The organism is Cryobacterium sp. TMT2-18-2, assembly GCF_004402245.1.
Classification (GTDB): Bacteria; Actinomycetota; Actinomycetes; order Actinomycetales; family Microbacteriaceae; genus Cryobacterium; species Cryobacterium sandaracinum.
In genome coordinates this window covers 25,515-51,526 of record NZ_SOFU01000036.1, presented here as the reverse complement: position 1 = coordinate 51,526, position 26,012 = coordinate 25,515, and the positions used below count along the sequence as shown (strand labels likewise).

Annotated in this window: 18 protein-coding genes; 1 reads left to right on the top strand and 17 read right to left on the bottom strand. The window is 63.5% G+C overall.

Annotated features, from left to right (window positions below):
• Position 1: 1 nt before the first annotated feature.
• The 13 genes from E3O22_RS11320 to E3O22_RS11265 all read right to left on the bottom strand — a co-directional run bounded on the left by E3O22_RS11320 (position 2) and on the right by E3O22_RS11265 (position 13,011).
• On the bottom strand, positions 2 to 970 hold the full coding sequence (locus E3O22_RS11320) for a hypothetical protein (protein WP_134395135.1): 969 nt from the start codon (positions 968 to 970) through the stop codon (positions 2 to 4).
• 94 nt (positions 971 to 1,064) lie between these two features.
• On the bottom strand, positions 1,065 to 1,820 hold the full coding sequence (locus E3O22_RS11315; protein ID WP_134395136.1) for a hypothetical protein: 756 nt from the start codon (positions 1,818 to 1,820) through the stop codon (positions 1,065 to 1,067).
• A gap of 2 nt (positions 1,821 to 1,822) precedes the next feature.
• Positions 1,823 to 2,488 (bottom strand): hypothetical protein, encoded by a 666-nt coding sequence (locus E3O22_RS11310; protein WP_134395137.1) that lies wholly within the window; start codon positions 2,486 to 2,488, stop codon positions 1,823 to 1,825.
• Positions 2,485 to 3,534, bottom strand: a complete 1,050-nt coding sequence (gene pilM / locus E3O22_RS11305; RefSeq protein ID WP_134395138.1) for a type IV pilus assembly protein PilM — start codon at positions 3,532 to 3,534, stop codon at positions 2,485 to 2,487. Before pilM ends, E3O22_RS11310 begins: the two co-directional genes overlap by 4 nt.
• Before the next feature lie 37 nt (positions 3,535 to 3,571).
• On the bottom strand, positions 3,572 to 4,396 hold the full coding sequence (locus E3O22_RS11300; protein WP_241976620.1) for an A24 family peptidase: 825 nt from the start codon (positions 4,394 to 4,396) through the stop codon (positions 3,572 to 3,574).
• Complete coding sequence (locus E3O22_RS16400) at positions 4,393 to 5,823, bottom strand: hypothetical protein (protein ID WP_241976619.1); 1,431 nt, start codon at positions 5,821 to 5,823, stop codon at positions 4,393 to 4,395. The genes E3O22_RS11300 and E3O22_RS16400 overlap by 4 nt, the downstream gene beginning before the upstream one ends.
• Positions 5,820 to 6,398, bottom strand: a complete 579-nt coding sequence (locus tag E3O22_RS16770; RefSeq protein ID WP_370448415.1) for a type II secretion system protein J — start codon at positions 6,396 to 6,398, stop codon at positions 5,820 to 5,822. The genes E3O22_RS16400 and E3O22_RS16770 overlap by 4 nt, the downstream gene beginning before the upstream one ends.
• Positions 6,398 to 6,838: a type II secretion system protein gene (locus E3O22_RS11290; protein ID WP_134397103.1), complete on the bottom strand. Its 441-nt coding sequence runs from the start codon at positions 6,836 to 6,838 to the stop codon at positions 6,398 to 6,400. Before E3O22_RS11290 ends, E3O22_RS16770 begins: the two co-directional genes overlap by 1 nt.
• Positions 6,839 to 6,970: 132 nt before the next feature.
• On the bottom strand, positions 6,971 to 7,423 hold the full coding sequence (locus E3O22_RS16615; protein ID WP_134395142.1) for a type II secretion system protein: 453 nt from the start codon (positions 7,421 to 7,423) through the stop codon (positions 6,971 to 6,973).
• Positions 7,424 to 7,628: 205 nt separating this feature from the next.
• A complete protein-coding gene (locus tag E3O22_RS11280) occupies positions 7,629 to 8,858 on the bottom strand; it encodes a type II secretion system F family protein (protein WP_166784635.1) in 1,230 nt (409 codons plus the stop codon).
• On the bottom strand, positions 8,858 to 10,276 hold the full coding sequence (locus tag E3O22_RS11275; RefSeq protein ID WP_134395143.1) for a type IV pilus twitching motility protein PilT: 1,419 nt from the start codon (positions 10,274 to 10,276) through the stop codon (positions 8,858 to 8,860). The genes E3O22_RS11280 and E3O22_RS11275 overlap by 1 nt, the downstream gene beginning before the upstream one ends.
• Positions 10,277 to 10,295: 19 nt before the next feature.
• Entirely contained in the window at positions 10,296 to 11,966 is a 1,671-nt protein-coding gene (locus tag E3O22_RS11270; protein WP_134395144.1) for a GspE/PulE family protein, read from the bottom strand.
• Positions 11,967 to 12,396: 430 nt separating this feature from the next.
• Complete coding sequence (locus tag E3O22_RS11265) at positions 12,397 to 13,011, bottom strand: hypothetical protein (protein WP_134395145.1); 615 nt, start codon at positions 13,009 to 13,011, stop codon at positions 12,397 to 12,399.
• A 173-nt stretch (positions 13,012 to 13,184) separates the two neighbouring features.
• Between E3O22_RS11265 and E3O22_RS11260 the strand changes: the two genes are divergently transcribed.
• Positions 13,185 to 14,705, top strand: a complete 1,521-nt coding sequence (locus E3O22_RS11260; protein WP_134395146.1) for a DUF222 domain-containing protein — start codon at positions 13,185 to 13,187, stop codon at positions 14,703 to 14,705.
• Positions 14,706 to 14,741: 36 nt separating this feature from the next.
• Here E3O22_RS11260 and E3O22_RS11255 read toward each other — a convergent pair whose 3' ends face one another.
• The 4 genes from E3O22_RS11255 to rpoB all read right to left on the bottom strand — a co-directional run bounded on the left by E3O22_RS11255 (position 14,742) and on the right by rpoB (position 26,000).
• Positions 14,742 to 17,636: a bifunctional diguanylate cyclase/phosphodiesterase gene (locus E3O22_RS11255; protein WP_134395147.1), complete on the bottom strand. Its 2,895-nt coding sequence runs from the start codon at positions 17,634 to 17,636 to the stop codon at positions 14,742 to 14,744.
• Between the two features lie 84 nt (positions 17,637 to 17,720).
• The gene (locus E3O22_RS11250; protein ID WP_134395148.1) at positions 17,721 to 18,377 is read right to left on the bottom strand and encodes a hypothetical protein; all 657 of its coding nucleotides are present in this window, start codon (positions 18,375 to 18,377) and stop codon (positions 17,721 to 17,723) included.
• A gap of 171 nt (positions 18,378 to 18,548) precedes the next feature.
• Complete coding sequence (locus E3O22_RS11245) at positions 18,549 to 22,460, bottom strand: DNA-directed RNA polymerase subunit beta' (protein ID WP_134395149.1); 3,912 nt, start codon at positions 22,458 to 22,460, stop codon at positions 18,549 to 18,551.
• Positions 22,461 to 22,505: 45 nt separating this feature from the next.
• Positions 22,506 to 26,000 carry a DNA-directed RNA polymerase subunit beta gene (gene rpoB / locus E3O22_RS11240; RefSeq protein ID WP_104100993.1) on the bottom strand — a complete coding sequence of 1,165 codons (3,495 nt, stop codon included), beginning with the start codon at positions 25,998 to 26,000 and terminating at the stop codon, positions 22,506 to 22,508.
• Positions 26,001 to 26,012: the final 12 nt, after the last annotated feature.

Here is a 26,012-nt window from a genome sequence, read left to right as displayed (position 1 = left end):
ACTAGTTGCTGCGGATGCCCTGCGGTCCGGCGGCGAGGACGCGGTCGTATTCGGCCTTCGCTGCAGTGTTGCGTTCGGTGACGGCACGGCCGTTGCGGGCGATCCAGGCGCCGGCCCAGATCGGCACCTCGCGGGCGACGACCGCAGCGGCGATGGCCCCCGGGTTCAGCCACTGCTGGCTGATGAAGCGCGCCGCCTGGTCGGGCGTGAAGTTCCAGGCCTGCACGCTCAGGAGCGCCGCACCGATGTAGGAGAAGTAGACGGCCACGGCCACCAGGAAGCCGAAGAGCACGTAGGCCCACCAGCCGCCGCGGTTCACGATCAGCACCAGCAGGGCGAACGCGACGAAGAAGAAGATGACCGGCACGTAGAAGATGGGCAGCACGATGAAGTCGGTGAACTTTGAGGCCGTGTCCGCAATGGACAAGCTGCCGATGCCGGACAGCACGAACGCGACCACGGCGTAGAGGGCGGCGAAGATGACGGTGGAGAGCAGGGCGATCAGCACGCCGGGTCCGCGGTTGCTCTTGTAGCGGGGAGCGGTCGGCGCCTGGATGTAGACGGGGGGCTGCACCGTGGTGTTCGTGGGGGCGTAGGCCTCGGCGGGCGGGGCCTCTGATGGGGTCGCAGCCGGGTTCTCGCCGGGCTCGATGCGCCGGGTCTCGGCGGTGGTGTTCACCGGGGCGATGTTCACGGAGGCGGCGGGCACGTAGGTGGGCGTCGCGGGCTCGAGGGAGGTCGCGGAGGTGTCATAGGAGATCGGCTCGCCGACGGGGGTGGCCGGGTAGTGCGCCGGTGTCTCAGCGGCAGCATCGGTCGCGTCGCCGGACTCGGCCGGAGCGGAGTGGGAGCCGGTGCCGGTGTAGTCGGGGGCATCCGTGCGCTCTTCATGCCCGGCGTAGTCGACCGGTTCAGGATTCGGGTCGTTGTTACGGTTGCGGTTGCCCTCAGGGGACGTTGTGTCGCTCATGGTGCGCTCCTTGTGGCCTAGGCCGTGACTGTCAGATGCAACTGTAGCAATGCGAACCCCCCAGCCGAGGGAGGCTCGACCAGGCAGGGCATGCCTATTTTCCGGTGACAGTTGTCGGGGCAGATGAGGCCACGATCGAATAGATGAGGCCCGAGATCGACCCGTCGACCAACCTGTCGTTTCCGGAGGCAGCAGGCGGCTTCGCTTCCGTTGTGCTGTCAACCGGCGCCGAGCTCTCCGTCGCAGCAGTCGTGGTCAAACCAGTCACGAGGAATAGTCTCGGGCCCGTCTGCAGCCCGTTGACGAATTTGAGTACGTTGCTATAGGTCCCGGACACAGTGATCTGAACCGAGAGCGACGCAAAATTCGTTGCCGTTATGCCCGGATTGGTTACCGGCGGGGACCCCGGCGCTGCGATCGGAGCCGGCGTAGCTGTTGGGGCAGGGCTGGGCTCGAGGGCCCCGGCTTCAGCCACCGGCGCAACGGGGGCCACAAGCGCAACCGGCGTGTAGGCCTCAGCATCGGCGATCGTGAGGCCCTTCAGAGCAACCTGGTTCGCGTTCGCGAGGGCGTCGAGTTGATCAACGTAGTCAGGCGCATTGGTGCCAGAAGGAACGGACTTGGTCAGAGACGCAAGTTCCTGATTAAGGCCGTCGATTCCCTTGAAATCCTCCTTGAGCTTTGCCAGCGAAGCCCGGTGGCCCGCGTTCGTCTGTTCAACTGATACACGCTGATCGCTCGCAGTTGAGATCGCGGCAACCTGGGGTTGGATGCCAACGACCCAGCCGAGCGCAACAACGAGAACCATCATCAGCGCGGAACCGATGAGCCAGAGCCGGTTCTTGTCCATGGCTACTTACCTTCCGTCGCGAAGCGCTTCGAGAAGGCGGCATCGTTGATGTGCATAGTGATATTCACTTTGTAGGTATTGGTTGCCTCGTCCAGGTTGGCCGAACTCGGGAGAGCGTCGGCATACCCTGGCAACGTCGCGAGCGCGTTCAGCCAGGTTGGAACGTCGGGAAGAACCGCGCTTGTCGCGGTGAAGCCAACCGTTGCGACGCGCGCACCCTGTAGTGGCAGGGTCGGCTGGTCATAGATCGCGAGCGGTGAGGCCGAATCAACGGTTATCGCGTCTATCGTCACTCCCGCGGGCAAGGTCGCTTGAACGTTCTCAAGATATTTCTTCCAGTCAATTTCCGTTGAAGAGCCAACCTGCTGAGCCGCCTCGACGAGGGTGACCTGGTCTTGCACTTTCCGGACTTCGATGTACTTCGACTGCTCTACCAAGAGACCGGCCGTACGCGCCTGCTCGTCTGCCAAGCGCATTTGAGCTTCCAAGGACAAGGCCGTTGCTGCGACAGATCCGACGATCACGAGAGCAAGCACGCCCACCACGCCGAGAGCGAGGCGCCTGCGCATGACCTTCGCTGTGCGTTCCTTGCGTACCTCAAGCGGAAGCAGGTCTACCCGCGGTTCGCCGCCGATGGCCAGTGTCTCTTTGCTTTTGTCGCCACTCATGCCGCGCTCCCCAACGCAAGGCCCAGCGCAACCGTGAACGCTGAGCTACTTCCTCGCAGTGCATCCTCGTCAACCGAACGGGCCAAAGACACCGTCGAGAACGGATCCGCCATCGACACGTCCAGGTGCGTCAATTCCGCCAAGGCCGCGGCAAAGCCACGAAGAAGCGATCCTCCCCCGCTGAGTAAGATCCGCTGCACCTGATCAGTCGGCCGGGTATTTCCGTAGTAGTTAATTGTGTTGCGGAGGCTCGTCAGCAGTTCGCTCGTCACCTGATAGATGATCTCGATTGCCGGTTGGTCCGCCGGCGGGACGGCGCCCGTGGCTAACCCCCGGGTCCGTTTGATCGATTCGGCCTGCACCGCGTCCACTGCAAGCCCATTGCGGAGAGCCTCGGTGAGGTCGTTACCGCCCGTCGGAATGATCCTCACGAACTGTGGAACGCCATCCTTGACGATCACGACGCTGCTGGTGTTTCCCCCCAAATCAAGAAGGGCCACTGTGCCCGTAATTTGCGGGCGAGTCACCAGCACCCGGCTGAGTGCGAACGGGATGAGGTCAACGTCAACTGTCGTCAGCCCGGCTAGCTGGGCGGCCTTGACGTTGCCCAGCACTGCTTCTTTCACGGCCGCAATGAGCAGACCATTGACAACCGGCCCGTTCTCTCCGGTCGATTCAGAGATGGGATAGAAGTCAAGGAGGGCGTCCGCGACGGGAACTGGAAGCATGTCCTGCACTTCGAAGGGCAATGACTCACGGATGCGTTTCAGCGACATCTTCGGAACGGTCAGGTCACGGGCGAGCACCCGTTGATTCCCCATCCCGAGCACGACGTCCTTCGACTTGAATCCGCCCTGAGACCACAACTGCTTGAGTGCGCCCGCGACGGTATTCGGCTCCATCACCTCACCGCGGCTGACGGCACCCTCCGGCAGGGGTACCTCGAAGTATCTCAACAAAGTCGGCTTGGCCTTGGCCGGGTCTGCCAATTCCACGGCTCGAAGCGCGGCGCTGCCGATGTCAATCCCTACGACGCTCGTTGCCACTGGATCCCGCTCTCTCTAACCGATTTGATAGTCATTTCTACGCCACACCGAAGAGCGACAAGTAGCCCTCCCACAGCTGATCCCCGAAGAAGATCCCGACCCAGGCCCCGACCAGCATCCACGGGCCAAACGGAATCGCGCTCTTCCGACTGGCGCGTTTCGTGAGTACCAGTCCAAGGCCGAAGATGCCCCCCAGCAAGAATGCCGCAAAACCCCCAACTATGAGCTCTCCCCAGCCGAGGTAACCAAGAAATAGGCCGAGGACGCCGGCAAGTTTGACGTCTCCGAAGCCCATTCCGCCTGGGTAGATCAGCGCGAGGCCCAGGTAGATGGCCCAGAGTATGGCGAGCCCCACTATCCCCCGTAGCAGCGCGGAAGGATCACCGCCAGCGACCGCTGCCCCTCCGAGCAGCCCGAGGCCAACCAGATAGCTCGGCAGAACGATCCGGTTAGGCAAAGTGTGGGTGTCGAAGTCGATCAGTGCGAGCGTGACGCTGACTGCAGCCAGATACAGGTATGCAAGTACCGTGAAAACCGCGGCGCCTGCACCGGGAACGTCGGATGGTCCGCTGAGAAAGTGAATCCCAACGACCACGAAGAACAGAGCCGTGCCCAGTTCGACAAGGGGGTACCTTGCAGAAATGGATGCCGCGCAATTCCGGCATCGACCACGCAGAAGCACCCACGAGAGCACGGGAATGTTATCCCAAGGGCGGATACCGGCACCACATGATCCGCACGCGCTGGGAGGTGTAACGATGGACCGCCCGGCAGGAACGCGGAAAATCACAACGTTGAGGAAAGAGCCGATCAATGCTCCGAAGATTCCCGCACCGACCAGCGGGACTACTGCGTAAATCACCCAACATCCAGCGTGCTGAGAGGATCGCCCAACTTCGCTCCCGTTTGGACGGGATTCGTCAGGCCGCCACTGAGATCGATCCCTTGCACGCCAACCGGTACGAATTCGAGGGAGGCCTGTTGGTTGAACTCCGCCTCCCCCCCATACAACTGACCCCGGAAGCCATTGCGATCGCTCCGGATCTTGCATGGCGTGTAGACCATGGCTGCGATATTGGTTCCGAAATCTGTTTCATTTGTCAGGTAGATATCGCCCTTGAGGGTGCTCGGAGCGGTAGGGATGCAGGTCGGTTGCCCATTAGGCACGTCATCAGGAACAAGGAAGGTCAGCGTGCGTGCGGTCGTCGCGCTGAAATACAGCTTGTCGAACGTGAACTCGTTCGCCACCAAAACAATGTTGGATTTCAGAGCGACGTAGTCCATGCTGTTGCTGGTCGTCACTGGGTTGTTGGGGCACGCGTTCAAGAAATTGACGACGGTTGGCGTGATGTAGGTCGCGATCTGTGCCCACTTTGTTCCCGCCGCGTTGTTCTTGCTGATATCACACGAGCCCGTCCAGTTGACGATGTTGTACCCCATCCCGGTCCAATGCGCGGGATCCCACTTGATATCGGTCCAGTTCGGGATCGCAGGAATGGGCACGGTTGCGCCGGACCTAACGGTCGCACTGTTGTAGGTACTGCCCGCAATGGAGACCGTCCCGGTCGCCCAAATTGACCCGCCGACGTTGCTCGCGTCGATGACGACGTTTCCATTGACGTGAATTTTCCCCGCTACGTCGCATGCATTCAGCTTCGCGTTGCCATCACCCAAGATCAGGTCACCGCCGATCTTTGCGTTGTTCGTGCATTCGACGTCGCCCGTTTTTACCATCACAGACGTCGCAACGCTGTTGTCCGCCGAACTAAGGTTGAACTTTTTGAGGACCCCATCGACGGAGTTGGCGTAAACGGCGGCTCCATCGATGGGTACCTGAACGATGATCGGCACCCACTTGTAGATGGCCTGGACTGTGCTTTTGTCCCCTGAGCTGGCCCCGGCTGCGCCGAGCTGTTCGGCAGTTCCGACCGACGTAATGCGAACGTGGGTCGCGCTGTTCGGCGGACACGCGTCTGTCCAGGTGGACCCGCTGTTCAGCGAGTAACTGATTGTCGAAGTGAAGATGGGCACCACGGTCGAGGTCAGAACGTTCCCACCCGTCGTGCAGCCGTTCGTAGTCTTCAGCCGTGCGAGGGCAACATCGAGGCCGGCATCTGCGGCCGCATGGGATTGAACACCGGCGCGGGACGAGGTCGTCGTTCCTGCTGCTTGAACAGTCACCGCGCCAATCGTTATCGTGACGATCGCGAGGACGATCATGAGACCCAACACCGCCACAAGCGCACTCCCCCGCTCACCACGACGGACTTGAGACAGTTCTCTGGTCATGAACATGGCGTGCTCACTCCTGGGCCTGGTGTCGGCATCGGTTGACGGCTGGCCGCAGTCGTTTGTATGAGAACGGGCGCACCGGAGGCGCCAGCAACCCTAAAACTGAGCACAACCTGAGAGCCACTCGCGCTGAACACCGGCGTTGAAGCTGCCCGGCTAACTCCGGAAGCAAATAACGTCCAAGTCGCGACGTCACTTGGGGAAGCCGGAACCGCGATCGCGGACGTTGAACGCGTGGAGCGAATTTCCCCATTGCCGAAATACCAGGCCACATAGCGCACTGATACGGGCGTCGTGAGGGCGTTACTAACAACGGTGAGGCGCAACAGGCATGTTCCGGCGGAAGGAGATGTAGCCCTGAACTCACGCGCCGCGCGCACGTCGCGGGTGAGCGCTTTGGAGACGAGCTGGCCAGTGTTACTTGATTGAGCTGCCTCTCGAACACTTGTTTGCGCTTGTATCGTGCTCACGAACATGCCTCCAACAATCACCAGCACGAGAAGTGCAAGGGCAGTCGATATCACTAGTTCAATGAGCGTGAACCCGCGATCAGCATCGGCGTCGCGGCGCATCACGGTGCAGCTTTCTCGAGCAGCACTAGTGTTGTTGCTTTCGCCAGTATGGGAGTCGGAACGCCCAAATTTCTAATTTCTACGCTGACACTCACGACGCCCGGGTAGTCGGTAACGGCCGGGCAGGCGCCGACAAAGCGAATAATCTCCAGGGAGATCCCGCGTGCATCGGTTGCGACCTGTGAAGGCCCGTCATCAAACGCACTAACGGCGGTGCAATTAGGGCTGAGAGTACGAACCAGGTCAAGTTCCTGGCCGGCGAACTGGTTCGCCGTGGCCCGTGTCGCATTGTTGCTGGCAGATCGCAGCCCCTGCACAAGAACTGGCAGAACAGCGACGGCCAAAAGCGCGAGGATCATCATGGAGACGAGAATTTCGACTAGGCCGAGCCCCGTGTCAGGGTCGTCGCGGAACCTCACCGAGGTGCGGAGGACCTTCATGATTCACCTCGCTCGGACTATGGGTAACGGCAGCTCCGGCGCGGGTCCGGCCGGGCTAGAGAGCAGTGCGCTCTTAACCCTTCAGGGCGGGGCTTCGCTATGCGCGACGCCCCGCCGAGAGGATGTCGAATGCTAGCTGCAGGCCGATGCCTTCAAAACACCCTTGTTGTCGCTCACGACGAAAGTTGTAGTTGTCTTGCTCAGACCGACGATGCAGAACTTGGAGACTGCCGTGCCAAGCGTGAGTGACGTTGTGTTGTCGCTCAGCGTCACCCCGTACTTCGTTCCAGCCGTTGTTACAGTCTTGCCAGTTGCGTCGATGAGCGCGGCGTATGACTCAGCAGGAGTCGCAGCGGTGTTGTCGGTGGCGTACGCAACCATTGCGATCTTGAAGCTGGCGAGGTCCGACTTCGTGGCGCTTTCCTTCGCGCTGTCCTGCACACCCAGGTACACCGGGATGGCGATTGCGGCGAGGATGCCGATGATGATGACGACGACGAGGAGCTCGATCAGGGTGAAGCCCTTTTCGTTCGCGTCGGGGTTCTTGCGACGGGCGTTGAGTGCGTTGAGGCTGCGAGTGAGCACGATGGGATCCAATCGGATAGAGGAAGGAGAATCGGCCTTCGGGAACCGATCAGGACTTTACTGTAGTGGCAGGAACTCCAGGCCAAGACCCACTTGAGGGGGTCATTTGCGTCCGACACGCCCCCAATGCTGGGGGCACAGCGTTCTTCCCGGTAGGCTCGAGTCTCGCAACGGCGTACGGGGGCTGTTAGTAGGGCGGGGAACGTTACTTGACTACGCTGGCGATGCTGAAAATCGGCATGTACAGTGCGACTACCATGCCGCCGATCACGACGCCGAGGAATGCGATCATGAGGGGCTCGATCATGGCTGTCAGCTGTTCCGTGGCGGCCTGCACCTCATCGTCGTAGAAGTCCGCAATCTTGTCGAGCATGACCTCGAGCGAGCCGGCATCCTCTCCGACCGCGATCATTTGGGTCACCATCGGAGGGAAGACTGGCTGCTGCAGGAGTGGCCCGGAAATCGACCGCCCCTGGCGCACAGACTCCGCAACCTCGTTGAGAGCGTTTTCGATCACCCAGTTCCCGGATGTTTCACCGACGATCTTCAACGCCTGCAGGATTGGCACACCGGCGCCGATCATGTTGGAGAAGTTTCGGGCGAATCGTGCAACTGCGATCTTCTTCAGAAGCGGGCCGAACACAGGCAGCTTGAGCTTGAGCGGGTCGACGAATTTGCGAACTTGATCCGTGTTCTTGTTCTTCCTCCACCAGACGCTGAAAGCGATGATGGCGATGGCAGAAATTGGGGCCACCCAGACCATGGAACGGGAGACGTAGACCAACAGCATCGTCGCAGCGGGGAGCCCACTTCCGAGACCCGAGAACATCTTCTCGAAGATCGGAACGATGAAGATCAACATGATCATGACGGCTACCAAAGACATGAGCAATACCATCACGGGGTAGGTCAACGCCGATTTGATGGTGTTGCGGAGTTTGACCTCCTTCTCGAAGTTGGCCGCAATCGATTCGAGTGCCCCGTCGAGAAACCCGCCGATCTCGCCTGCACGAACCATATTGATCATGATCGGGGGAAACGACTCGCTGTGTTTGGCCAGCGCGTCGGAGATCGACGTGCCGGTCTCCACGTCGTCGCGGACCTGCACGAGCAGTTTCGCGAGTGGTGCGCTTTCGGTTTGTTCCGCCAGAATGTTCAGCGCGCGCAGCAGGGACAAGCCCGAGCCGATCATGGTAGCCATCTGCCGGCTCATGATGGCGAGGTCCTTGAGTCCGACGCCCTTGCTGAAACCGGGGATCGTGATCTCCCGACTGAGTCCGGTTCCGTCAGGCGACGCGCTGATCGAAATCGGAGACAAGCCCATTGAATTGAGCCGGGACGCCGCAGCTGCCTCGCTCGAGGCATCCAGCTTTCCCTTGACGATCTTTCCGGCCGAATCGCGCCCCTTGTAGGTGAATGCGAGGACGGTCGCCATCAGTGCTTGTCCCGGGAGTAGGAGTCACCAAAATCGATGCCGCCGGAGGCTATCGCGCGGCCGACCTCGTCACTTGGGGATTCCGACCGTTGAATCAACTGGCCGATGGCGTCAGGCTCCTGCGCCTTTTCAAGAGCCGCTTCACGGGTGATCTGGCCGGCATCGACGAGCTCCGCCAAGTGCTGGTCCATCGTGTGCATGCCCAGTCCTCGACCGGCCTGCATCATCGAGGTGATCTGGTAGGTCTTGCCCTCGCGGATCAGGTTGCCGATGGCGGGGGTCGTCACGAGCACTTCCGTTGCCACGACACGGCCGCTTCCGCTGGCCTTCTTCACCAGGGTCTGACAGACCACGCCCTGCAGGGTGGCGGCCAGCTGAGCGCGCACCTGACCCTGCTGATGGGGCGGGAAGACGTCGATCACGCGGTCAATGGTCTGTGCTGCGGACTGCGTGTGCAACGTGGCGAAGACGAGGTGGCCGGTCTCAGCCGCGGTCAACGCAACCGAGATCGTCTCCAGGTCGCGCAGCTCGCCGATCAAGATCACGTCGGGGTCCTGACGCAGAACGTGTTTCAGAGCGTTTGCGAAGCTGTGCGTGTCGTGGCCGACCTCCCGCTGGTTGACCAGCGATTTCTGGTGCCTATGGAGAAACTCAATCGGGTCTTCCACGGTCATGATGTGGTCGGCTCGGGTGCGGTTGACGAGGTCGATGATCGCAGCGAGCGTCGTTGACTTGCCAGAGCCTGTTGGCCCGGTCACCAGTACGAGCCCGCGAGCGAGGCCAGCGAATTTTCCAATGGAAGCCGGCACTCCGAGCTGATCCAGCGGCTTGATCTCTTGGGGAATCAGACGGAAAGCTCCGCCAATGGAGTTGCGCTGCTGGTAGAAGTTGACGCGGAAGCGTGCCCCGCCCGCGGTGTAGGCGAAGTCGAGTTCCTGTTCACGCTCGAACCGCTCACGCTGCTCGGGAAGCAGCAGACTGTAGAGCGCCTTTGAGACCTTTTCCGGCATCCATCGTGGCGCGCCCTCAATGGGCCGCAGACCGCCGTCCACTCGGATGCTGGGAGGCGCACCAGCCGTGACGTGAAGGTCGGACGCATTGCGCATCACGACCTCCTCGAGCGCCGACACCAGGTCCGGATCTGCATTGCCGAGGGCGGCACGCTCTTCAGGGGTGAGCCGTGCTTCCGCCCGGGCAACCTGCGGAGCGATGGCCGGGGGTTCAGCGGAGCGACGACGTCCTGGCGATGTGAATTCATCGAGGGAGTAGACCTTGGTGGTGGCCTCATCGACCGTCGTAGCGTCAACTACGGGCGTAGCGACCGGTGCGGCTTGGCGCCGGTCGGGATCGCCGAAGGACCAGCTGCCGTCAGCTGCGCCCGGAGGCGTCACCGGGATTTCGTAGATGGGCTGGCTCATGCAGATATCCCCTTTTGCACTATGCGACCACTCGCAAGATTTCTTCGATCGATGTCAAACCCATTTGAGCCTTCGCCCAGCCATCCTCGCGGAGGGTGATCATGCCCTGTTCGCGGGCAACCCGGCCGATGTCGGCGCTCGACGAGCGTGCCACGGCGAGGCGCTCGATCTCCTCGGTCACGGTCATCACCTCGTGCACGGCGATGCGGCCACGGTAGCCGGTCTTCGAACACTGCGTGCAGCCGACCGCCTCGAAGATCGTGGGAAGCGGGCCCTCCGGGTCGAACGCGAAGCGGAGGCGCGTCAGGTAGTCCGCGGTGAGCACGGATGGCGTCTTGCACTTATCGCAGAGGCGCCGCGCCAGCCGCTGGGCGACCACGCAGTCAAGGGCGGAACCCACGAGGAACGGCTCAATTCCCATTTCCGTCAGCCGGGTGATCGCGCTCGGCGCGTCGTTGGTGTGCAGGGTGGAAAGCACGAGGTGGCCGGTCAGCGAGGCCTCAATGGCGATCTGCGCGGTCTCGTGGTCGCGGATCTCACCCAGCAGAACGACATCCGGGTCGCTCCGCAGGATGGAACGCAGCGCACTCGCGAAAGAGAGACCTGCCTTCGGGTTCACCTGCACCTGGTTGATGCCGGCCATGCGGTATTCGACCGGGTCTTCGACCGTGATCACGTTGATCTCGGGGCGGGCGACCGCGCCCAGGGTCGTGTAGAGCGTGGTGGACTTGCCCGAACCGGTCGGACCGGTGATCAGGATCATGCCGTAGGGCTTGGAGTACGAGGTCTTGTAGGCCTCGAAGTTGTGCTCGAGCAGGGCCAGCGCGCGCACGTCGAGGGTCGTGTTCGAGTTGTCGAGAATTCGCATGACGACCTTCTCGCCCCACACGGTGGGGAGAGTCGCGACGCGCAGGTCGATCTGGCGGCCGGCGTGGCGCACGGTCATCCGGCCGTCCTGCGGTTTTCGCCGCTCGGCAATGTCGATATCGCTCATGATTTTGAGCCGGGAGATGACGCCGTTCTGGATGCTCTTGGGTGCGGTCTGCATCTCGTGCAGCACCCCGTCGATGCGGTAGCGCACCCGCAGGCTGTGCTCGCCGGGTTCGATGTGGATGTCCGAGGCCAGGTCCTGGATGGCCTGGCTGACCAGCAGGTTAACGAACCGCACGATCGGGGCGTCGTCGTCGATGGAGTCCGAGACTCCGAACGAGGAGCTCTCGGTGGCGGCGTTCTCTTCCTCGAGTGTGGAGGTGAGGTCGCTGAGCTCGTCGTCGGCGCGGTGGTAGCGGGTGATAGCCGCGAGGAGGTCGCTGCGTTCGGCGACAACCTGGGTGACGCGCATCCGTGATGCTTCGCGCACGTCGTCGACGGCGAAGACGTTGCCAGGGTCGACCATGGCGAGGATGAGGCGACCATCGGTGACTGCGATCGGGAGCACTTCGTGGCGTTTGCAGACGGCCACCGGCACGAGAGCCACGGCGAGGCGATCGACCGGGTAGTCGATCAGCTCGACGAAGGGCAGGTTGGCCTGCTGGGCCCGAGCCTTGGCGAACTGTACCTCGGTGATGACGCCCTTGGCGACGAGGGCGCGGACGGCGCTCTCATCGGCGGGGTCGCCGGCCATCAGGTGGTCGAGCTCCTCGATCGGCAGCAGACCGTGCAGGATCAAGATTTCGGTGAGGCTGGCCACGCGATCCTCTCGAACAGGCTCGGTAAGTAAGTAACGGATAACGCTATCTCGGGGGCACGGAATCCGGCCAGACCCACAATGAGGGGGACACGGTTCAAAAAAATGCCTCTGTTCAGTGATCCTAACGGGGCGGGGCTTCGACCCGACATCGACACGGTATCGACCGGTGTCGACACGGCATCGACACGGTTGCTGCCCGCGGGGCGGCAGGCGGAATGCGGCCGCTGCTGGGCGATGCCCGGGGCGGTCTCGGCCTGCTCGAAACGGTCTAGACACCCATCCAAAGGTTGTCGATGATGCTCTGTGTGTAGCCCAGCGGGCGGGCATTCGTGTACTTCGTGGCGAGCCAGATGCCGCCCCTCAGAAAGTGGGACTCACCGAAAGCGCCGTCTGCCGTGTTCGTCTGGATGACGCAGCGGCGGCCCTCCGACTAGGTGAAGCACTCCAGTCCGTTTGCGACGAGCCGGGCCTCCACCGCGGCGCTCTCTTCCCGGATCACCCAGACCACGGTGGTGATGATCCCGGTGTCGGATCCCCCGTACGGGCTCGCCCAGACGCAGGTCAGGTGGTCGAGAGTGTCGATCTGGACGCGCAGTTCGGCATCGTCGGTGCCGTGGGACACGCCGGCATCCGGGTCCTGGTTCCAGAAGGGGTTCAGGGTCAGGTCGCCGAGCGCCTCGACCATGGCCGGGCTGTAGAGCTGCGTGCACGCGGTCGGCCGTGGAACGCCCGGCGCCGCGGTCTGCCCGGGTTCGGATTGCGTCGGCTTGAGGGTTGCCGGGGGCGTGGTGGTCGTGGTCGGAGAACCTGTAGCGGTGGGTGCGTTGGTCGGGGCGGGCGTCACGGTGCCGGTTCCGGTGGTCTCGCCTGCGCCCGGGAAACCTTCGCCGTCCCGCCAGACCACTGCCACCACGAGGATCACGAGGAGTGCGGCTCCGAGGACGGCCAGCCCGATCCAGGCCCGGCGACCGGCGGGCGGCCGGCCCGACGTCGGGGGCTCAGGCCCGGTGGCGTTCTCGTTCTCGGCCGCATTCTCTGGACTCATCGGCGCATCCTCCGAGGTTGTGCCTTCCACCGTAGCCGGGGTCTCCATTGAGGCAACCGGCGGCCTTGCACGGCTTCGAAGCGGCCGGAGTTGCTCAGAGATAGATTCGATCATTCTCTATAATTATGTGAGTAACTCTCGACACTGGGTGCGAGTTGAGGTATTCTTTTAACATGACCAACCTCGCGGATGACCTCAGGCAGGCGGCCGATGCCGTGGCCCTGCTGGGCTCGTCATGCGCTGACTTCTCGGCCCTTCCTGATGCCGAGGTGTTGGCCGGTCAGAAGCGAATCGCTTCGATCCGCCGTCTCGTCGATACCTATGCCGCCTGGATGGCGGCGACCATCGCCGAGCGTTCCCGGCCGGAGCTCGGGCACTCGGGTTTGGCGGCGCGGCAGGGGTACCTCTCCCCGGAGGCCCTGATCCAGAACTCGACCGGCTCGTCGAAGGGCGACGCGTACAAGCTGGTCACGGTCGGCACGATGATGGCCGATGCCGAGGCGGCCGACAGGCTGGTCGAGGCGGCGCTCTCGACGCCCGACGCGGATGCCGCCGAGGTCGCCGAGGTCGAGGCGAAGGTGCCCTGGCAGGCACCGATCGCCCGGGCCGTCACCGCCGGCACCCTCTCCGTCGACGCGGCCGAGTCGATTCGCGCCGGGCTCGGCCAAATCGATACCTCGGTCACCGCCGAGAAGCTCGCGGTGGCGCTGGAAGCGCTCCTGGCGGAGGTGTCGTCGCTGAATGCCGATCAGGTGTTCAAGCAGGCGAGACGGATGCGCGACCGGCTCGATGAGGCCGGCATTGCCGCCCGCGAGAAGCAGTCCCACGACGACCGCTACCTGCGGGTCTACCGGCTGGGCAACGGCAACGTACGACTCAGCGGGCTGTTTGCCCCCGAAGACGGCGAGTTCGTGCTCTCCACCTTCGACTCCATCACCAGCCCCCGCCGCGGCGGGGTACGGTTCGTGGACCCGGACCGCGCAGCCTGGGCAAAGAAGAAGCAAGACGACCCCCGCACGACCGAACAGATCAACGCGGACTCCCTCGTGCAGCTGCTGAAGATCGCCGGCGAGGCCGACCCGGGCCGGGTCTTCGGCGGCCGCCGTCCCTCGGTGCGCGTGATCGTGACCGAGAAGGCATTGAAAGGTGGCCAGGCCGGTCAGACCGGTCAGACCGGGCAGCAGGGCCAGACCGGGCCGGCGCCGACGACCGTCCAGACTGAAACGGGCGAATCTGGGCCCGTCGAACCCGCCGAAGGGGCCGCTCACGGGCAGATCGAGGGCAACCCGGTCCCCATCTCGCAGGAGACCATCGACCGACTCCTCTGCGACACCGGAACCCGCGGCATCAAGTTCGACGCGGACGGCCAAATCATCAATGTCGGCCGCGACGAACGGCTCTTCACCGAGCACCAGCGCGCCGCAATGGCAGTCCGCGACGGTGGATGCCTCTGGGTCGACTGCGACAGGCCACCGGCGTGGACTGAGGCCCATCACGTCAACGAGTGGCTCAAAAACAACGGATGTACGGACCTTGCTGACGGGGTACTCCTCTGCCATCCCCACCATCTGCTGCTGCACAACCAGCACTGGACGATCAGCCGCACCGGAACGCAATATTGGCTCCAGCCACCGGTCGAGGTAGATCCGGAGCAGACGCTGGTGGCACTGCCGAGCAAGCGGGCAGCGCTGTAGCTCTTGGTCTCGACCAGCGTCACGGGCAGGGGCGCGTCAGGGGGCGAGGAGGAGGGCGGGGGACGCGGTTGGGGCGGGCTTCGAGAAGAGGTAGCCCTGGCCGTAGCGGCACCCCATTTTCTGCAGCAGGTCCCGCTGGCTCGTCGTCTCGATGCCCTCGGCGACGACATCCAGGTTCAGGGAATCGGCCAGCCGCAGGATTCCCTCCACGATCGCGCGATCGTGATCGGAGCTCTCGACGTCGCGAATGAACGTCAGGTCGATCTTGAGCAGGTCAACCGTGAACGCGCGCAGGTGGGTGAAAGATGAATACCCCGTGCCGAAGTCGTCGATGGCCAGCCGCACGCCCAGGTTACGCAGCTCCTGGAAGGTCCGAGCCGCGGAATCGATGGCGTCGAGCACCGCACTCTCAGTCAGCTCCAGCCAGAGCTGTTCCGGCGGCAGACCCGACTCGGCGAGGGCCCGCTTGACGACGTCACCGAAGTCATCCTGCACGAATTGCCGCGCGGACACGTTGACGCTGACCGCCATTCCCTGAGCCAGCCCCGTGGCCGCCCGGCACGCCTGGCCGAGCACCGTCGATCCGATTCCCTTGATCAGACCCACTTCCTCGGCCAGTGCAATGAAGTCTCCCGGCATCACGAGCCCGCGCTCGGGCCGCCGCCAGCGTGCCAAAGCCTCGGTCGCCACCACCTTATGGTCCTGCAGATCCACGATCGGCTGATACCAGGTTTCGATCTGGCCCAGTTCCACCGCGTCGCGCAGGGCCAACTCGCTGTCGAGCCGCTGATGGATGCGGTACCGCAGGTCGTCGTCGAAGACCTCGTAGCGGGCGCGCCCACGGTCCTTCGCCAGGTACATGGCCTGATCCGCATTGCGCAGGAGTAGTTCGGCATCGTCGTGCCCGAGGCCAAAAGCAATCCCGATGCTGGCATCGACGGATGCCGACTGGTCACCGATCGTGATCGGCCGCGCGATGGCCGCCTGGATCGAATCGGCGATCCGGTGCACATCCTCACTGCCACCGACATCCGGGCAGATCACGACAAACTCGTCGCCGCCGATCCGGGACACCGTGTCGCCGGCGCGGATGCTCTGCCGGAGGCGGATGGCAACCTCGTTCAGCACGGTGTCACCGGCGTGGTGCCCAAGACTGTCATTGACGAACTTGAACCGGTCGAGGTCGATGAATAGCACCGCAACGCCGCGCCCCTGGCGCGACGCCTGCAGAAGCGCCTGCTTCAACCGGTCGAGCAGGAGCAGACGGTTGGGCAGGTTCGTCAGCGGGTCGTGGAATGCCAGGTGCTCAACCCGCGCCTCGGCCAGGCGTCGGGCGGTGATGTCCTCCAGCTGGTACAGCAGTCCCCCAGCCTGGTCTCCCTCGAAGATCTCGGCGATGCTGACCTTGACCCAGGTTTCCTGATTGCCTTCGTGGCGCATCCGTCGGTCGATGCGTTGTCGGGTCGACGGACCTTCCAGGCCAGCGCTCTCCGACTCCTCATCGTCACCGTCCTCAGCCGGCATGAAGATCGTCTCGATATGGGCGCGGACGAGCGGGTTCTGGTGACCCGCCAGTTCCAGAAGCCGCCTGTTGGCGGCCACTACCTGTCCGTCGAGCGTCACGATGGCCGTTCCCAACGGCGAGGAAGCGAAGGCAGCCTCGAACCGGGCCGCGGCGGCCGTAGCCGCGTTCTCGGCCTCACGCTGCGCGGTGACATCGGTGACGCTGGCCAGGTGCCCGATGATGCCCTTCTCATCACGCATCGGGGCGGTGTTCACCTGCACCCAGTTGATGTGGCCCTCAGGGGTGCGGAACCGCAGGGTGGTTTCGTAGGGCTCGCCGGCTGCGGCGCTCGCTTCCCAACCGAGGAGCACCCGTTCCGCGTCGTCCGGATGAAGCGCGGTGGCCCAGCCGTCGCGGCGCGACTGACTCTTCGTGAGGCCGCTGAGTGCCAGCCACTGGTCGTTGGCGGACACGAGCCCGCCCGCGGCATCCATCTGCACGATTCCAACGGGTGCGATCTTGATGAGGGTGTGCAGCGTGTCGGCCGTCTCCGCGAGCTGGCGGGTTCGGTTCTCGACCGTCGCCTCCAACGTGTGGTTGGCCTCAGCGAGAGCCTGCATCGCGCCATCACGCTGACGATCGAGGTCACGCAGCCGGCGGGCGGCGACCCACGCCAGCACGCAGCTGAGCACTGTCATGCCGAGGATCAGGATGGCGACGCCGAAGGCCGTGTCGTACCAGCCCTGGCGCTGTCCCCACAGCCGCAGCCAACCGAGGATGAACGGTCCCAGAACTAGGAATGGAATGACCTGGCGGAGGAGCCGACCCGCACTGCCACCGTCTCGGAAGAGGCCGATCAGACCGGCATCGGGGCGCTGAACCAACAGGGCCGTGGCGAGGATTCCGACGCCCAGGGCCGTCTGCCAGGCCATACTCGTGTAGCCGCCCAGCGAATACAGCGAGGAGACGCCGTAGGCGTAACCCAGGATCGCGACCAGGCTGACGCCCAGAGCCGCGAATGCGAAGCCGAGCATCACGGCGGATCGAGCGGCCCGGCTGGCGATGACGGACGCACCGAGCAGAACCAGCGCCACCGACGTGGACGGCGCCATCCGCTCCGACCGCCCCCCGAAGTCGATTCCCGGCAGGAGCACATCGATGCCGAGTGATCGGCCGACGACGAACTCCGCGATCGTGAGAGCGCCGATCATCAGTGCCAGCAGACCCAGGGTCACGGTCAACCTGCGACGATCGACGGCCAGCACGGCAACCGCCACCAGCACGAGCCCCAGGGCTGCCGTCGGCTTCATCGCCAGCAAGTCGCGGAGCACGGGCGGCAGGGCGTCGACTCCAACGTACCAACTGACCAGCACCAGGAGACCCATGGCACCGACTAGCGCTCCACCGAGCTGCCCGACCAACCGCATACTGTTCCTCTGCTCCCGAAAAGCAGGTCTGCCGGTCGTTGCTTCTACCCTACTTTGTGCGCGGATTGCGGATCTCCCCGGCGACTACTCGTCGGCCCACACGTTGGCGATGATATCGTGCGTGTAGCCGTCCGGTCCGGTATTGACATATCTGGTGGCCAGCCAGATGTCGTCGCGAAGAAAGTGCGACTCACCGACGAGTTCACCGTCCTTCGTTGTCTCGATGACGCAACGCATTCCGCCGAGTTCCTCGTAACAGTTCATACCTGCGGCGGTCAGCCGGCTTTGAATCTGAGTCGACTGTTCCGGGGTCACCCACACCAGCTCCGTGGTCAGTCCCAGGCCGGACCCGCCGTTGGCGTTCGCCCACACGCAGGTGAGGCGCTCCCCGTCAGCGTCGATCAGGGCGATCAACTCCGGGTCCCCGGACCCCCGGTTGACGTCCGAGTTCTCCTCAGCGACCCAGGCCGGGTTGAGCACCAGGTCACCGAAAGCGGCCACGATCGCCGGGCTGTAGAGCTCATCACAGGTCGACGGATGCGGCCCATCCGTCGTGGCCGTCGGAGCAGGCACACTGGCGAGGGCCAGGGGTGCAGGGGACGAGTGCGGCTGCGGCCGCCCGACCGCCTCTCCCTCCGGCGCGCCCGCGCCGCCCCGCCAGACAATGAGCAGGACAATGAGGGCGATGACCAGCAGGGAGCCGACGGCGCCGAGGAGCACCCACATCCGTCGACGCGTCATTGCCGAAGCGGACACCGGACCTGCACCCATGCGATACCCCCAGAAAGATTCTGGGCCAGCCTATCGCGGGTCTCGGCAGGGTCGGGTCTCGACAGGCTCGGGCAGCGGGCGTAAAAGCGGAACGGCCCCCTGCCGAGGCAGGAGGCCGTCCGTGGAACCTATCGCTAGTGACTAGTTGTAGGTGCCGGGGGTGAAGTCATCCGACGAAAAGCTGTCGAAGTCGACGAAGCTCAGGTCACCCTCGTTGAACGCTGCATCATCGGTGAAGATGCGGTTCGGGTAACGCTCAGCCTTGGCTTCATCCGTTGCCTCGACGGTGACGTCGCGGTAGCGGGGAAGGCCGGTGCCGGCCGGGATCAACTTACCGATGATCACGTTCTCCTTGAGGCCCATCAGCGGGTCGCTCTTGCCTTCCATGGCCGCCTGGGTCAGAACCCGGGTGGTTTCCTGGAAGGAAGCGGCCGACAGCCAGGACTCGGTCGCCAACGAAGCCTTGGTGATACCCATGACTTCTTGACGAGCCGACGCCGTCTTCTTGCCCTCGGTGAGCGCGGTGCGGTTGAGATCGTTGTACTTCAACCGGTCAACGAGCTCGCCGGGGAGCAGGCCGGTGTCGCCGTGCTCGACGACGGTCACCTTGCGCAGCATCTGGCGAACGATGACCTCGATGTGCTTGTCGTGAATCGGCACACCCTGCGACCGGTAGACATCCTGCACGCCCCCGACGATGTGCTTCTGCACGGCGCGAACACCCTTGACGCGAAGAACTTCCTTCGGGTCGACGGCGCCGATGATGATCTGCGTGCCGAGCTCGACGTGCTGGCCATCCTCGACGAGGAGGGTGGAGCGCTTGAGCACCGGGTAGGCAATCGGCTCATCGCCGTTGTCGGGGGTCAGGATAACCTTCCGGCTGCGGTCGGTGTCCTCGATGGTGATGCGACCGGCGGTGTCGACGATCGGCGACGCACCCTTGGGGGTACGGGCCTCAAACAGTTCCTGCACACGAGGCAGACCCTGGGTGATGTCGTCGGCGGATGCCGATCCACCGGTGTGGAAGGTACGCATCGTGAGCTGGGTACCCGGTTCACCGATGGACTGTGCGGCGATGATACCGACGGCCTCACCGATGTCGACGAGCAGCCCGGTGGCGAGCGAGCGGCCGTAGCAGACCGCACACACCCCAACAGCCGACTCACAGGTCAGCACCGAGCGCACCTTGATGGTCTCGACACCGGCCTCGACCAGCTTGTCGATGAGCACGTCACCCACGTCGTCGCCGGCGTCAGCCACGATCTCACCCTTGGCGTTGACCGCCGGGGTGGCCAGGCTGCGAGCGTAGACCGCGTTTTCCACGTTGGGGTGGCGAACGAGCTCGCCCATCGGGTTGACCTCGGCGATCGGCAGTTCCAGACCCTTGGTCGTGCCACAGTCGTCTTCGCGGATGATGACATCCTGCGAGACGTCCACGAGACGACGCGTGAGGTACCCGGAGTCGGCGGTACGCAGAGCCGTGTCGGCCAGACCCTTACGAGCACCGTGAGTAGCAATGAAGTACTCGGCGACGGACAGGCCTTCGCGGTAGCTCGAGATGATCGGGCGAGGAATGATCTCACCCTTCGGGTTGTTGACCAGGCCTCGCATACCGGCGATGTTGCGCACCTGCAGCCAGTTACCACGGGCACCGGAGGTGACCATGCGGTTGATGGTGTTGTCGGCCGGGAAGTTCTCCTGCATGGCCGCGGCGACGTCTTCGGTTGCCTTGGTCCAGATCTGGATGAGCTCCTGGCGACGCTCGAGGTCGGTCGTGAGACCCTTCTCGAACTGCGACTGCACCTTGGCGGCCTGCTTCTCATAGCCGGCAACGATCTGCGGCTTGTTCGGCGGGGTCAGGATGTCGCTGAGCGCCACGGTCACACCGGACCGGGTGGCCCAGTAGAAACCGGCGTCCTTGACGCGGTCAAGCGTCGCGGCGACTTCCACCTTCGGGTACCGTTCGGCGAGGTCGTTGACGATCGCCGAGAGGCTGCCTTTGTCGGCGACCTTTTCGAAGTAGGGGTAGTCAACCGGCATGGCCTCGTTGAAGATCGCGCGGCCGAGCGTGGTGGTCACCAGCACGGTTCCGACGGCCTGGCCGTTGACGAGTTCGACGCCTTCGGGCTGCGTGCCCTCTTCGAAGTACTTGTCGGCCAGACGGATGCGCACCTTGGCGTTCAGGTCGAGGCCCTGGTTCGCGTCCTTCTTCTGGTCGAAAGCGAGAATCGCTTCCGCGATCGAGGAGAACGCCCGGCCCTCGCCGATGACGCCTTCCTTGAGCGTGGTCAGGTGGTGCAGACCGATGATCATGTCCTGGGTGGGCAGGGTCACCGGGCGACCGTCAGACGGCTTCAGGATGTTGTTCGAGGCGAGCATCAGGATGCGCGCTTCGGCCTGGGCTTCCATCGACAGCGGCAGGTGAACTGCCATCTGGTCACCGTCGAAGTCGGCGTTGAACGCGGCACAGACGAGAGGGTGCAGCTGGATCGCCTTACCTTCCACGAGCTGAGGCTCGAACGCCTGGATGCCGAGGCGGTGAAGCGTCGGTGCCCGGTTCAGCAGCACGGGGCGCTCGCGGATGATCTCCTCGAGCACGTCCCAGACCTGCGGGCGTGAACGCTCGACCATGCGCTTGGCTGCCTTGATATTCTGAGCGTGACTCAGGTCGATCAGGCGCTTGATCACGAACGGCTTGAACAGCTCGAGTGCCATCTGCTTGGGCAGACCACACTGGTGCAGCTTGAGCTGCGGGCCGACGACGATGACCGAACGGCCGGAGTAGTCGACGCGCTTGCCGAGCAGGTTCTGACGGAAACGACCCTGCTTGCCCTTGAGCATGTCGCTCAGCGACTTGAGAGCGCGGTTGCCGGTACCCGTGACGGGGCGGCCACGACGACCGTTGTCGAAGAGTGCGTCAACGGCCTCCTGCAGCATCCGCTTCTCGTTGTTCACAATGATCTCGGGGGCACCGAGGTCGAGCAGACGACGCAGGCGGTTGTTGCGGTTGATCACGCGACGGTAGAGGTCGTTGAGGTCGGAGGTCGCGAAGCGGCCACCGTCGAGCTGCACCATCGGGCGCAGTTCGGGCGGGATCACGGGGACGACGTCGAGCACCATCGCGGCCGGCGAGTTGCCGGTGATGATGAACGCGTTGACCACGCGGAGGCGCTTGATCGCACGGATCTTCTTCTGGCCCTTGCCCTCGGCGATCTGCAGGTGCAGGTTTTCGCTCTCGGTGACCAGGTCGAAGGCCAGCAGGCGCTTCTTGATGGCTTCGGCGCCCATGTAGGCCTCGAAGTACATGCCGAAACGGTCCTGCAGCTCGTGGAAGACGGAGTCTTCGGGCTTCAGGTCGCCGACCTTGAGGGTGCGGAAGTCTTCCCACACGCGCTCAAGGTGAGCGATCTGCTCGTCGAGAGACTTGCGGACCTGGCTCATCTCCTTTTCGGCGGCGTCCTTGGTGCGCTTCTTCTGGTCGCTCTTGGCGCCTTCGGCCTCCAGTGCTGCGAGGTCGGTTTCCAGGCGCTGCAGACGGTCGGCGATGCGGGAATCGCGCTGGCCCTCGATGGTCTTGATCTCGAGGCGGAGCTCGTTCTCAAGGCCGGGCATGTCCTGGTGGCGGCCGTCTTCGTCAACCGTGATGACCATGTACGCGGCGAAGTAGATGACCTTTTCGAGGTCCTTCGGAGCCATGTCCAGCAGGTAGCCGAGACGCGAGGGAACACCCTTGAAGTACCAGATGTGGGTGACCGGGGCGGCGAGCTCGATGTGGCCCATGCGCTCACGGCGCACCGACGACTTCGTGACCTCGACGCCACAGCGCTCACAGACGATGCCTTTGAAGCGCACTCGCTTGTACTTGCCGCATGAGCATTCCCAGTCCCTGGACGGGCCGAAGATCTGCTCGCCGAACAGGCCGTCTTTTTCCGGCTTGAGCGTGCGGTAGTTGATGGTTTCGGGCTTCTTGACCTCACCGTGAGACCAGCGACGGATGTCGTCGGCGGTCGCAAGGCCAATGCGAAGCTCGTCAAATGTGGTTACGTCGAGCAATTTCTCTCCTTGGAAAGTATTCGAAGTGTTCGTCATCGGCCGGGCCTAGATGTCGTCGATCGAAGACGACTCAAACCGGGTGGAAATGTTGATGCCGAGCTCTTCCGCAGCGCGGAACACCTCGTCATCCGTGTCGCGCAGGCTGACGGCGGTGCCGTCGCTCGACAGCACCTCGACGTTCAGGCACAGCGACTGCATTTCCTTGATCAGAACCTTGAAGCTCTCGGGGATACCCGGCTCCTGAATGTTCTCGCCCTTGACGATGGCCTCGTAGACCTTCACCCGGCCGAGGATGTCATCGCTCTTGATGGTCAGGAGTTCCTGCAGGGCATAAGCGGCTCCGTATGCTTCGAGCGCCCACACCTCCATCTCACCGAAACGCTGTCCGCCGAACTGCGCCTTACCACCCAGCGGCTGCTGCGTGATCATGGAGTAGGGGCCGGTGGAACGGGCGTGGATCTTGTCATCGACAAGGTGGTGGAGCTTCAGGATGTACATGTAGCCCACGGAAACCGGGTTGGGGAACGGCTCGCCGGAGCGGCCGTCGAACAACTGGGTCTTACCGGTGCGGTCGATCAGGCGGTCGCCGTCACGAGTCGGGGTCGTCGAGTCGAGGAGACCCTCGATCTCGACCTCGAGCGCGCCGTCGAATACCGGGGTCGCGACCTTGGTGTTCGGAGCTGCGCTGTGCGCGGCCTCGGGCAGACGGCCGGCCCACTTGGGCTTGCCTTCCACCTGCCAGCCCTGCTTGGCGATCCAGCCCAGGTGGGTTTCCAGGACCTGACCGAAGTTCATGCGGCCCGGGATGCCCAGCGGGTTGAGGATGATGTCGACCGGGGTTCCGTCGGCGAGGAACGGCATGTCCTCGATCGGCAGGATGCGGGAGATGACACCCTTGTTGCCGTGACGGCCGGCGAGCTTGTCACCCTCGGTGATCTTGCGCTTCTGCGCGATGAAGACCGCGACGCGCTGGTTGACGCCCGAGCCGAGCTCGTCGTCGCCGTCCTGCGAGTCGAAGACCTTGACACCGATGATGGTGCCGCGCTCACCGTGGGGAACCTTGAGGCTCGTGTCGCGAACTTCGCGGCTCTTCTCGTTGAAGATGGCGCGCAGCAGGCGTTCCTCGGCGGACAGCTCGGTCTCGCCCTTGGGCGTGACCTTGCCGACGAGGATGTCGCCGGGGCGAACCTCGGCGCCGATCCGGATGATGCCGCGTTCGTCCAGGTCTGCAAGCAGATCAGGCGACACGTTGGGCAGGTCGCGGGTGATCTCTTCCTTGCCCAGCTTGGTGTCGCGAGCGTCAACCTCGTATTCCTCGATGTGAATCGACGAGAGGGTGTCGTCTTTGACCAGGTTCTGGCTCAGGATGATCGCGTCCTCGAAGTTGTAGCCTTCCCACGGCATGAACGCGACGAGCAGGTTCTTGCCGAGAGCGAGCTCTCCGTTTTCGGTGGCGGGGCCGTCGGCGATGACTTCGCCGACTTCGATCCGCTCGCCGGCCTGCACGATGACGCGGTGGTTGTAGCTCGTGCCCTGGTTGGAGCGCGCGAACTTGCGTAGGTAGTACTCCTGCGTGCCCCCCTCGTCGAGCTGGATGGTGACGACGTCGGCCGAAACCTCCATCACCACGCCGGCCTTGTCGGCGGTGAGCACGTCACCGGCGTCGATGGCCGCGAAGACCTCCATGCCGGTACCGACGAGCGGGCTCTCACTCATCAGGAGCGGGACGGCCTGACGCTGCATGTTGGCACCCATGAGGGCGCGGTTCGCATCGTCGTGCTCGAGGAACGGGATGAGCGAGGTGGCGACAGACACCATCTGGCGAGGCGAAACATCCATGTAGCCGATGTCTTCCGCGGGGAAGAGGTCGACCTCTCCACCCTTCTTGCGGGCGAGAACACGGGCGTCGGCGAAGTGCCAGTCCTTGGTGAGGGGGGCGTTCGCCTGGGCGACGATGAACTCGTCTTCTTCGCTGGCGGTGAGGTAGTCGATCTGGTCGTTCATGACCTTGCCATCGACGACGCGACGGTACGGGGTCTCAATGAAACCGAAGGCGTTGATCCGCGCGAACGAGGCGAGCGAACCGATCAGGCCGATGTTCGGGCCTTCCGGGGTTTCGATGGGGCACATCCGGCCGTAGTGCGAGGGGTGAACGTCTCGCACCTCGACGCCGGCACGGTCACGGGACAGACCACCCGGGCCCAGCGCGGACAGGCGACGCTTGTGCGTCAGTCCGGCGAGCGGGTTGTTCTGGTCCATGAACTGCGACAGCTGGCTGGTACCGAAGAACTCCTTGATCGCGGCGACGACGGGGCGCACGTTGATCAGGGTCTGCGGGGTGATCGCTTCGATGTCCTGCGTGGTCATGCGCTCGCGAACGACGCGCTCCATGCGGGACAGGCCGGTGCGCACCTGGTTCTGGATGAGCTCGCCGACGGCACGGATGCGACGGTTGCCGAAGTGGTCGATGTCGTCGATGTCGATGCGGATGTCGGTCTGCTTGCCGTCGCGGACGCCGGCGATCGTGGTCTGGTTGTCGTGCAGCGCAACCAGGTACTTGATCGTGGCCAGGATGTCCTTGAGCGTCAGCACGGAGTCGCTGAGCGGCGCTTCGAGTCCGAGCTTGCGGTTGATCTTGTAACGACCGACCTTGGCCAGGTCGTAGCGCTTGGAGTTGAAGAAGAAGTTGTCCAGGAGCGCACGCGCGGCCTCGGCGGCAACCTGCTCGCCCGGGCGCAGCTTGCGGTAGATGTCCTTGAGGGCTTCTTCCTTGGTGAGGATGTTGTCCTTCTCCAGGGTGAGCTCGATCGACGCGAAGCCCTTGAACTCCTCGAGGATCTCTTCGCTCGTAAGGCCCAGGGCCTTGAGGAAGACGGTGACGGACTGCTTGCGCTTGCGGTCGATGCGTACGCCGACCTGGTCGCGCTTGTCGATCTCGAATTCGAGCCAGGCACCGCGGCTCGGGATGACGCGAGCGGAGTAGATGTCCTTGTCGGACGTCTTCTCCTGCTGGCGGTCGAAATAGACGCCCGGGGAGCGGACCAGCTGTGAGACGACGACACGCTCGGTGCCGTTGATCACGAAGGTGCCCTTGGGGGTCATCAGCGGGAAGTCACCCATGAACACGGTCTGGGTCTTGATCTCACCGGTGAGGTGGTTCATGAACTCAGCGTTCACATAGAGGGGTGCGGAGTAGGTCTTACCCTTTTCCTTGCACTCGTCAATGGTGTACTTCTCCGGCTCGAGCTCCGGGTTGGTGAACGACAGCTGCATCGTTTCGCCGAGGTCCTCGATGGGTGAGATCTCTTCGAAGATCTCGTCGAGCCCGGTGCGAGTCGGCAGGTCCTGTCGACCGGCCGCCTGGCCTTCTGCGACACGCTGTTTCCAGTTGTCGTTACCGACGAGCCAATCGAAGCTCTCGGTCTGCAAAGCAAGCAGATCCGGAACAGTCAGATTGTCGGTGATCTTCGCGAACGAAAGACGGCCAGCGGCACGTCCGTTCTTGGGTGAGTTGGTGGTTGCGTTGCGCGCAGCAGCCAAGGAAATAACCTC

Excerpts from the sequence above, each read along its gene's own strand:
- E3O22_RS11320 (WP_134395135.1), bottom strand. The coding sequence starts at position 970 with ATGAGCGACACAACGTCCCCTGAGGGCAACCGCAACCGTAACAACGAC.
- E3O22_RS11315 (WP_134395136.1), bottom strand. The coding sequence starts at position 1,820 with ATGGACAAGAACCGGCTCTGGCTCATCGGTTCCGCGCTGATGATGGTT.
- E3O22_RS11310 (WP_134395137.1), bottom strand. The coding sequence starts at position 2,488 with ATGAGTGGCGACAAAAGCAAAGAGACACTGGCCATCGGCGGCGAACCG.
- E3O22_RS16400 (WP_241976619.1), bottom strand. The coding sequence starts at position 5,823 with ATGACCAGAGAACTGTCTCAAGTCCGTCGTGGTGAGCGGGGGAGTGCG.
- E3O22_RS16770 (WP_370448415.1), bottom strand. The coding sequence starts at position 6,398 with ATGCGCCGCGACGCCGATGCTGATCGCGGGTTCACGCTCATTGAACTA.
- E3O22_RS11290 (WP_134397103.1), bottom strand. The coding sequence starts at position 6,838 with ATGAAGGTCCTCCGCACCTCGGTGAGGTTCCGCGACGACCCTGACACG.
- E3O22_RS11280 (WP_166784635.1), bottom strand. The coding sequence starts at position 8,858 with ATGGCGACCGTCCTCGCATTCACCTACAAGGGGCGCGATTCGGCCGGA.
- E3O22_RS11275 (WP_134395143.1), bottom strand. The coding sequence starts at position 10,276 with ATGAGCCAGCCCATCTACGAAATCCCGGTGACGCCTCCGGGCGCAGCT.
- E3O22_RS11265 (WP_134395145.1), bottom strand. The coding sequence starts at position 13,011 with ATGAGTCCAGAGAATGCGGCCGAGAACGAGAACGCCACCGGGCCTGAG.
- E3O22_RS11260 (WP_134395146.1), top strand. The coding sequence starts at position 13,185 with ATGACCAACCTCGCGGATGACCTCAGGCAGGCGGCCGATGCCGTGGCC.
- E3O22_RS11255 (WP_134395147.1), bottom strand. The coding sequence starts at position 17,636 with ATGCGGTTGGTCGGGCAGCTCGGTGGAGCGCTAGTCGGTGCCATGGGT.
- E3O22_RS11250 (WP_134395148.1), bottom strand. The coding sequence starts at position 18,377 with ATGACGCGTCGACGGATGTGGGTGCTCCTCGGCGCCGTCGGCTCCCTG.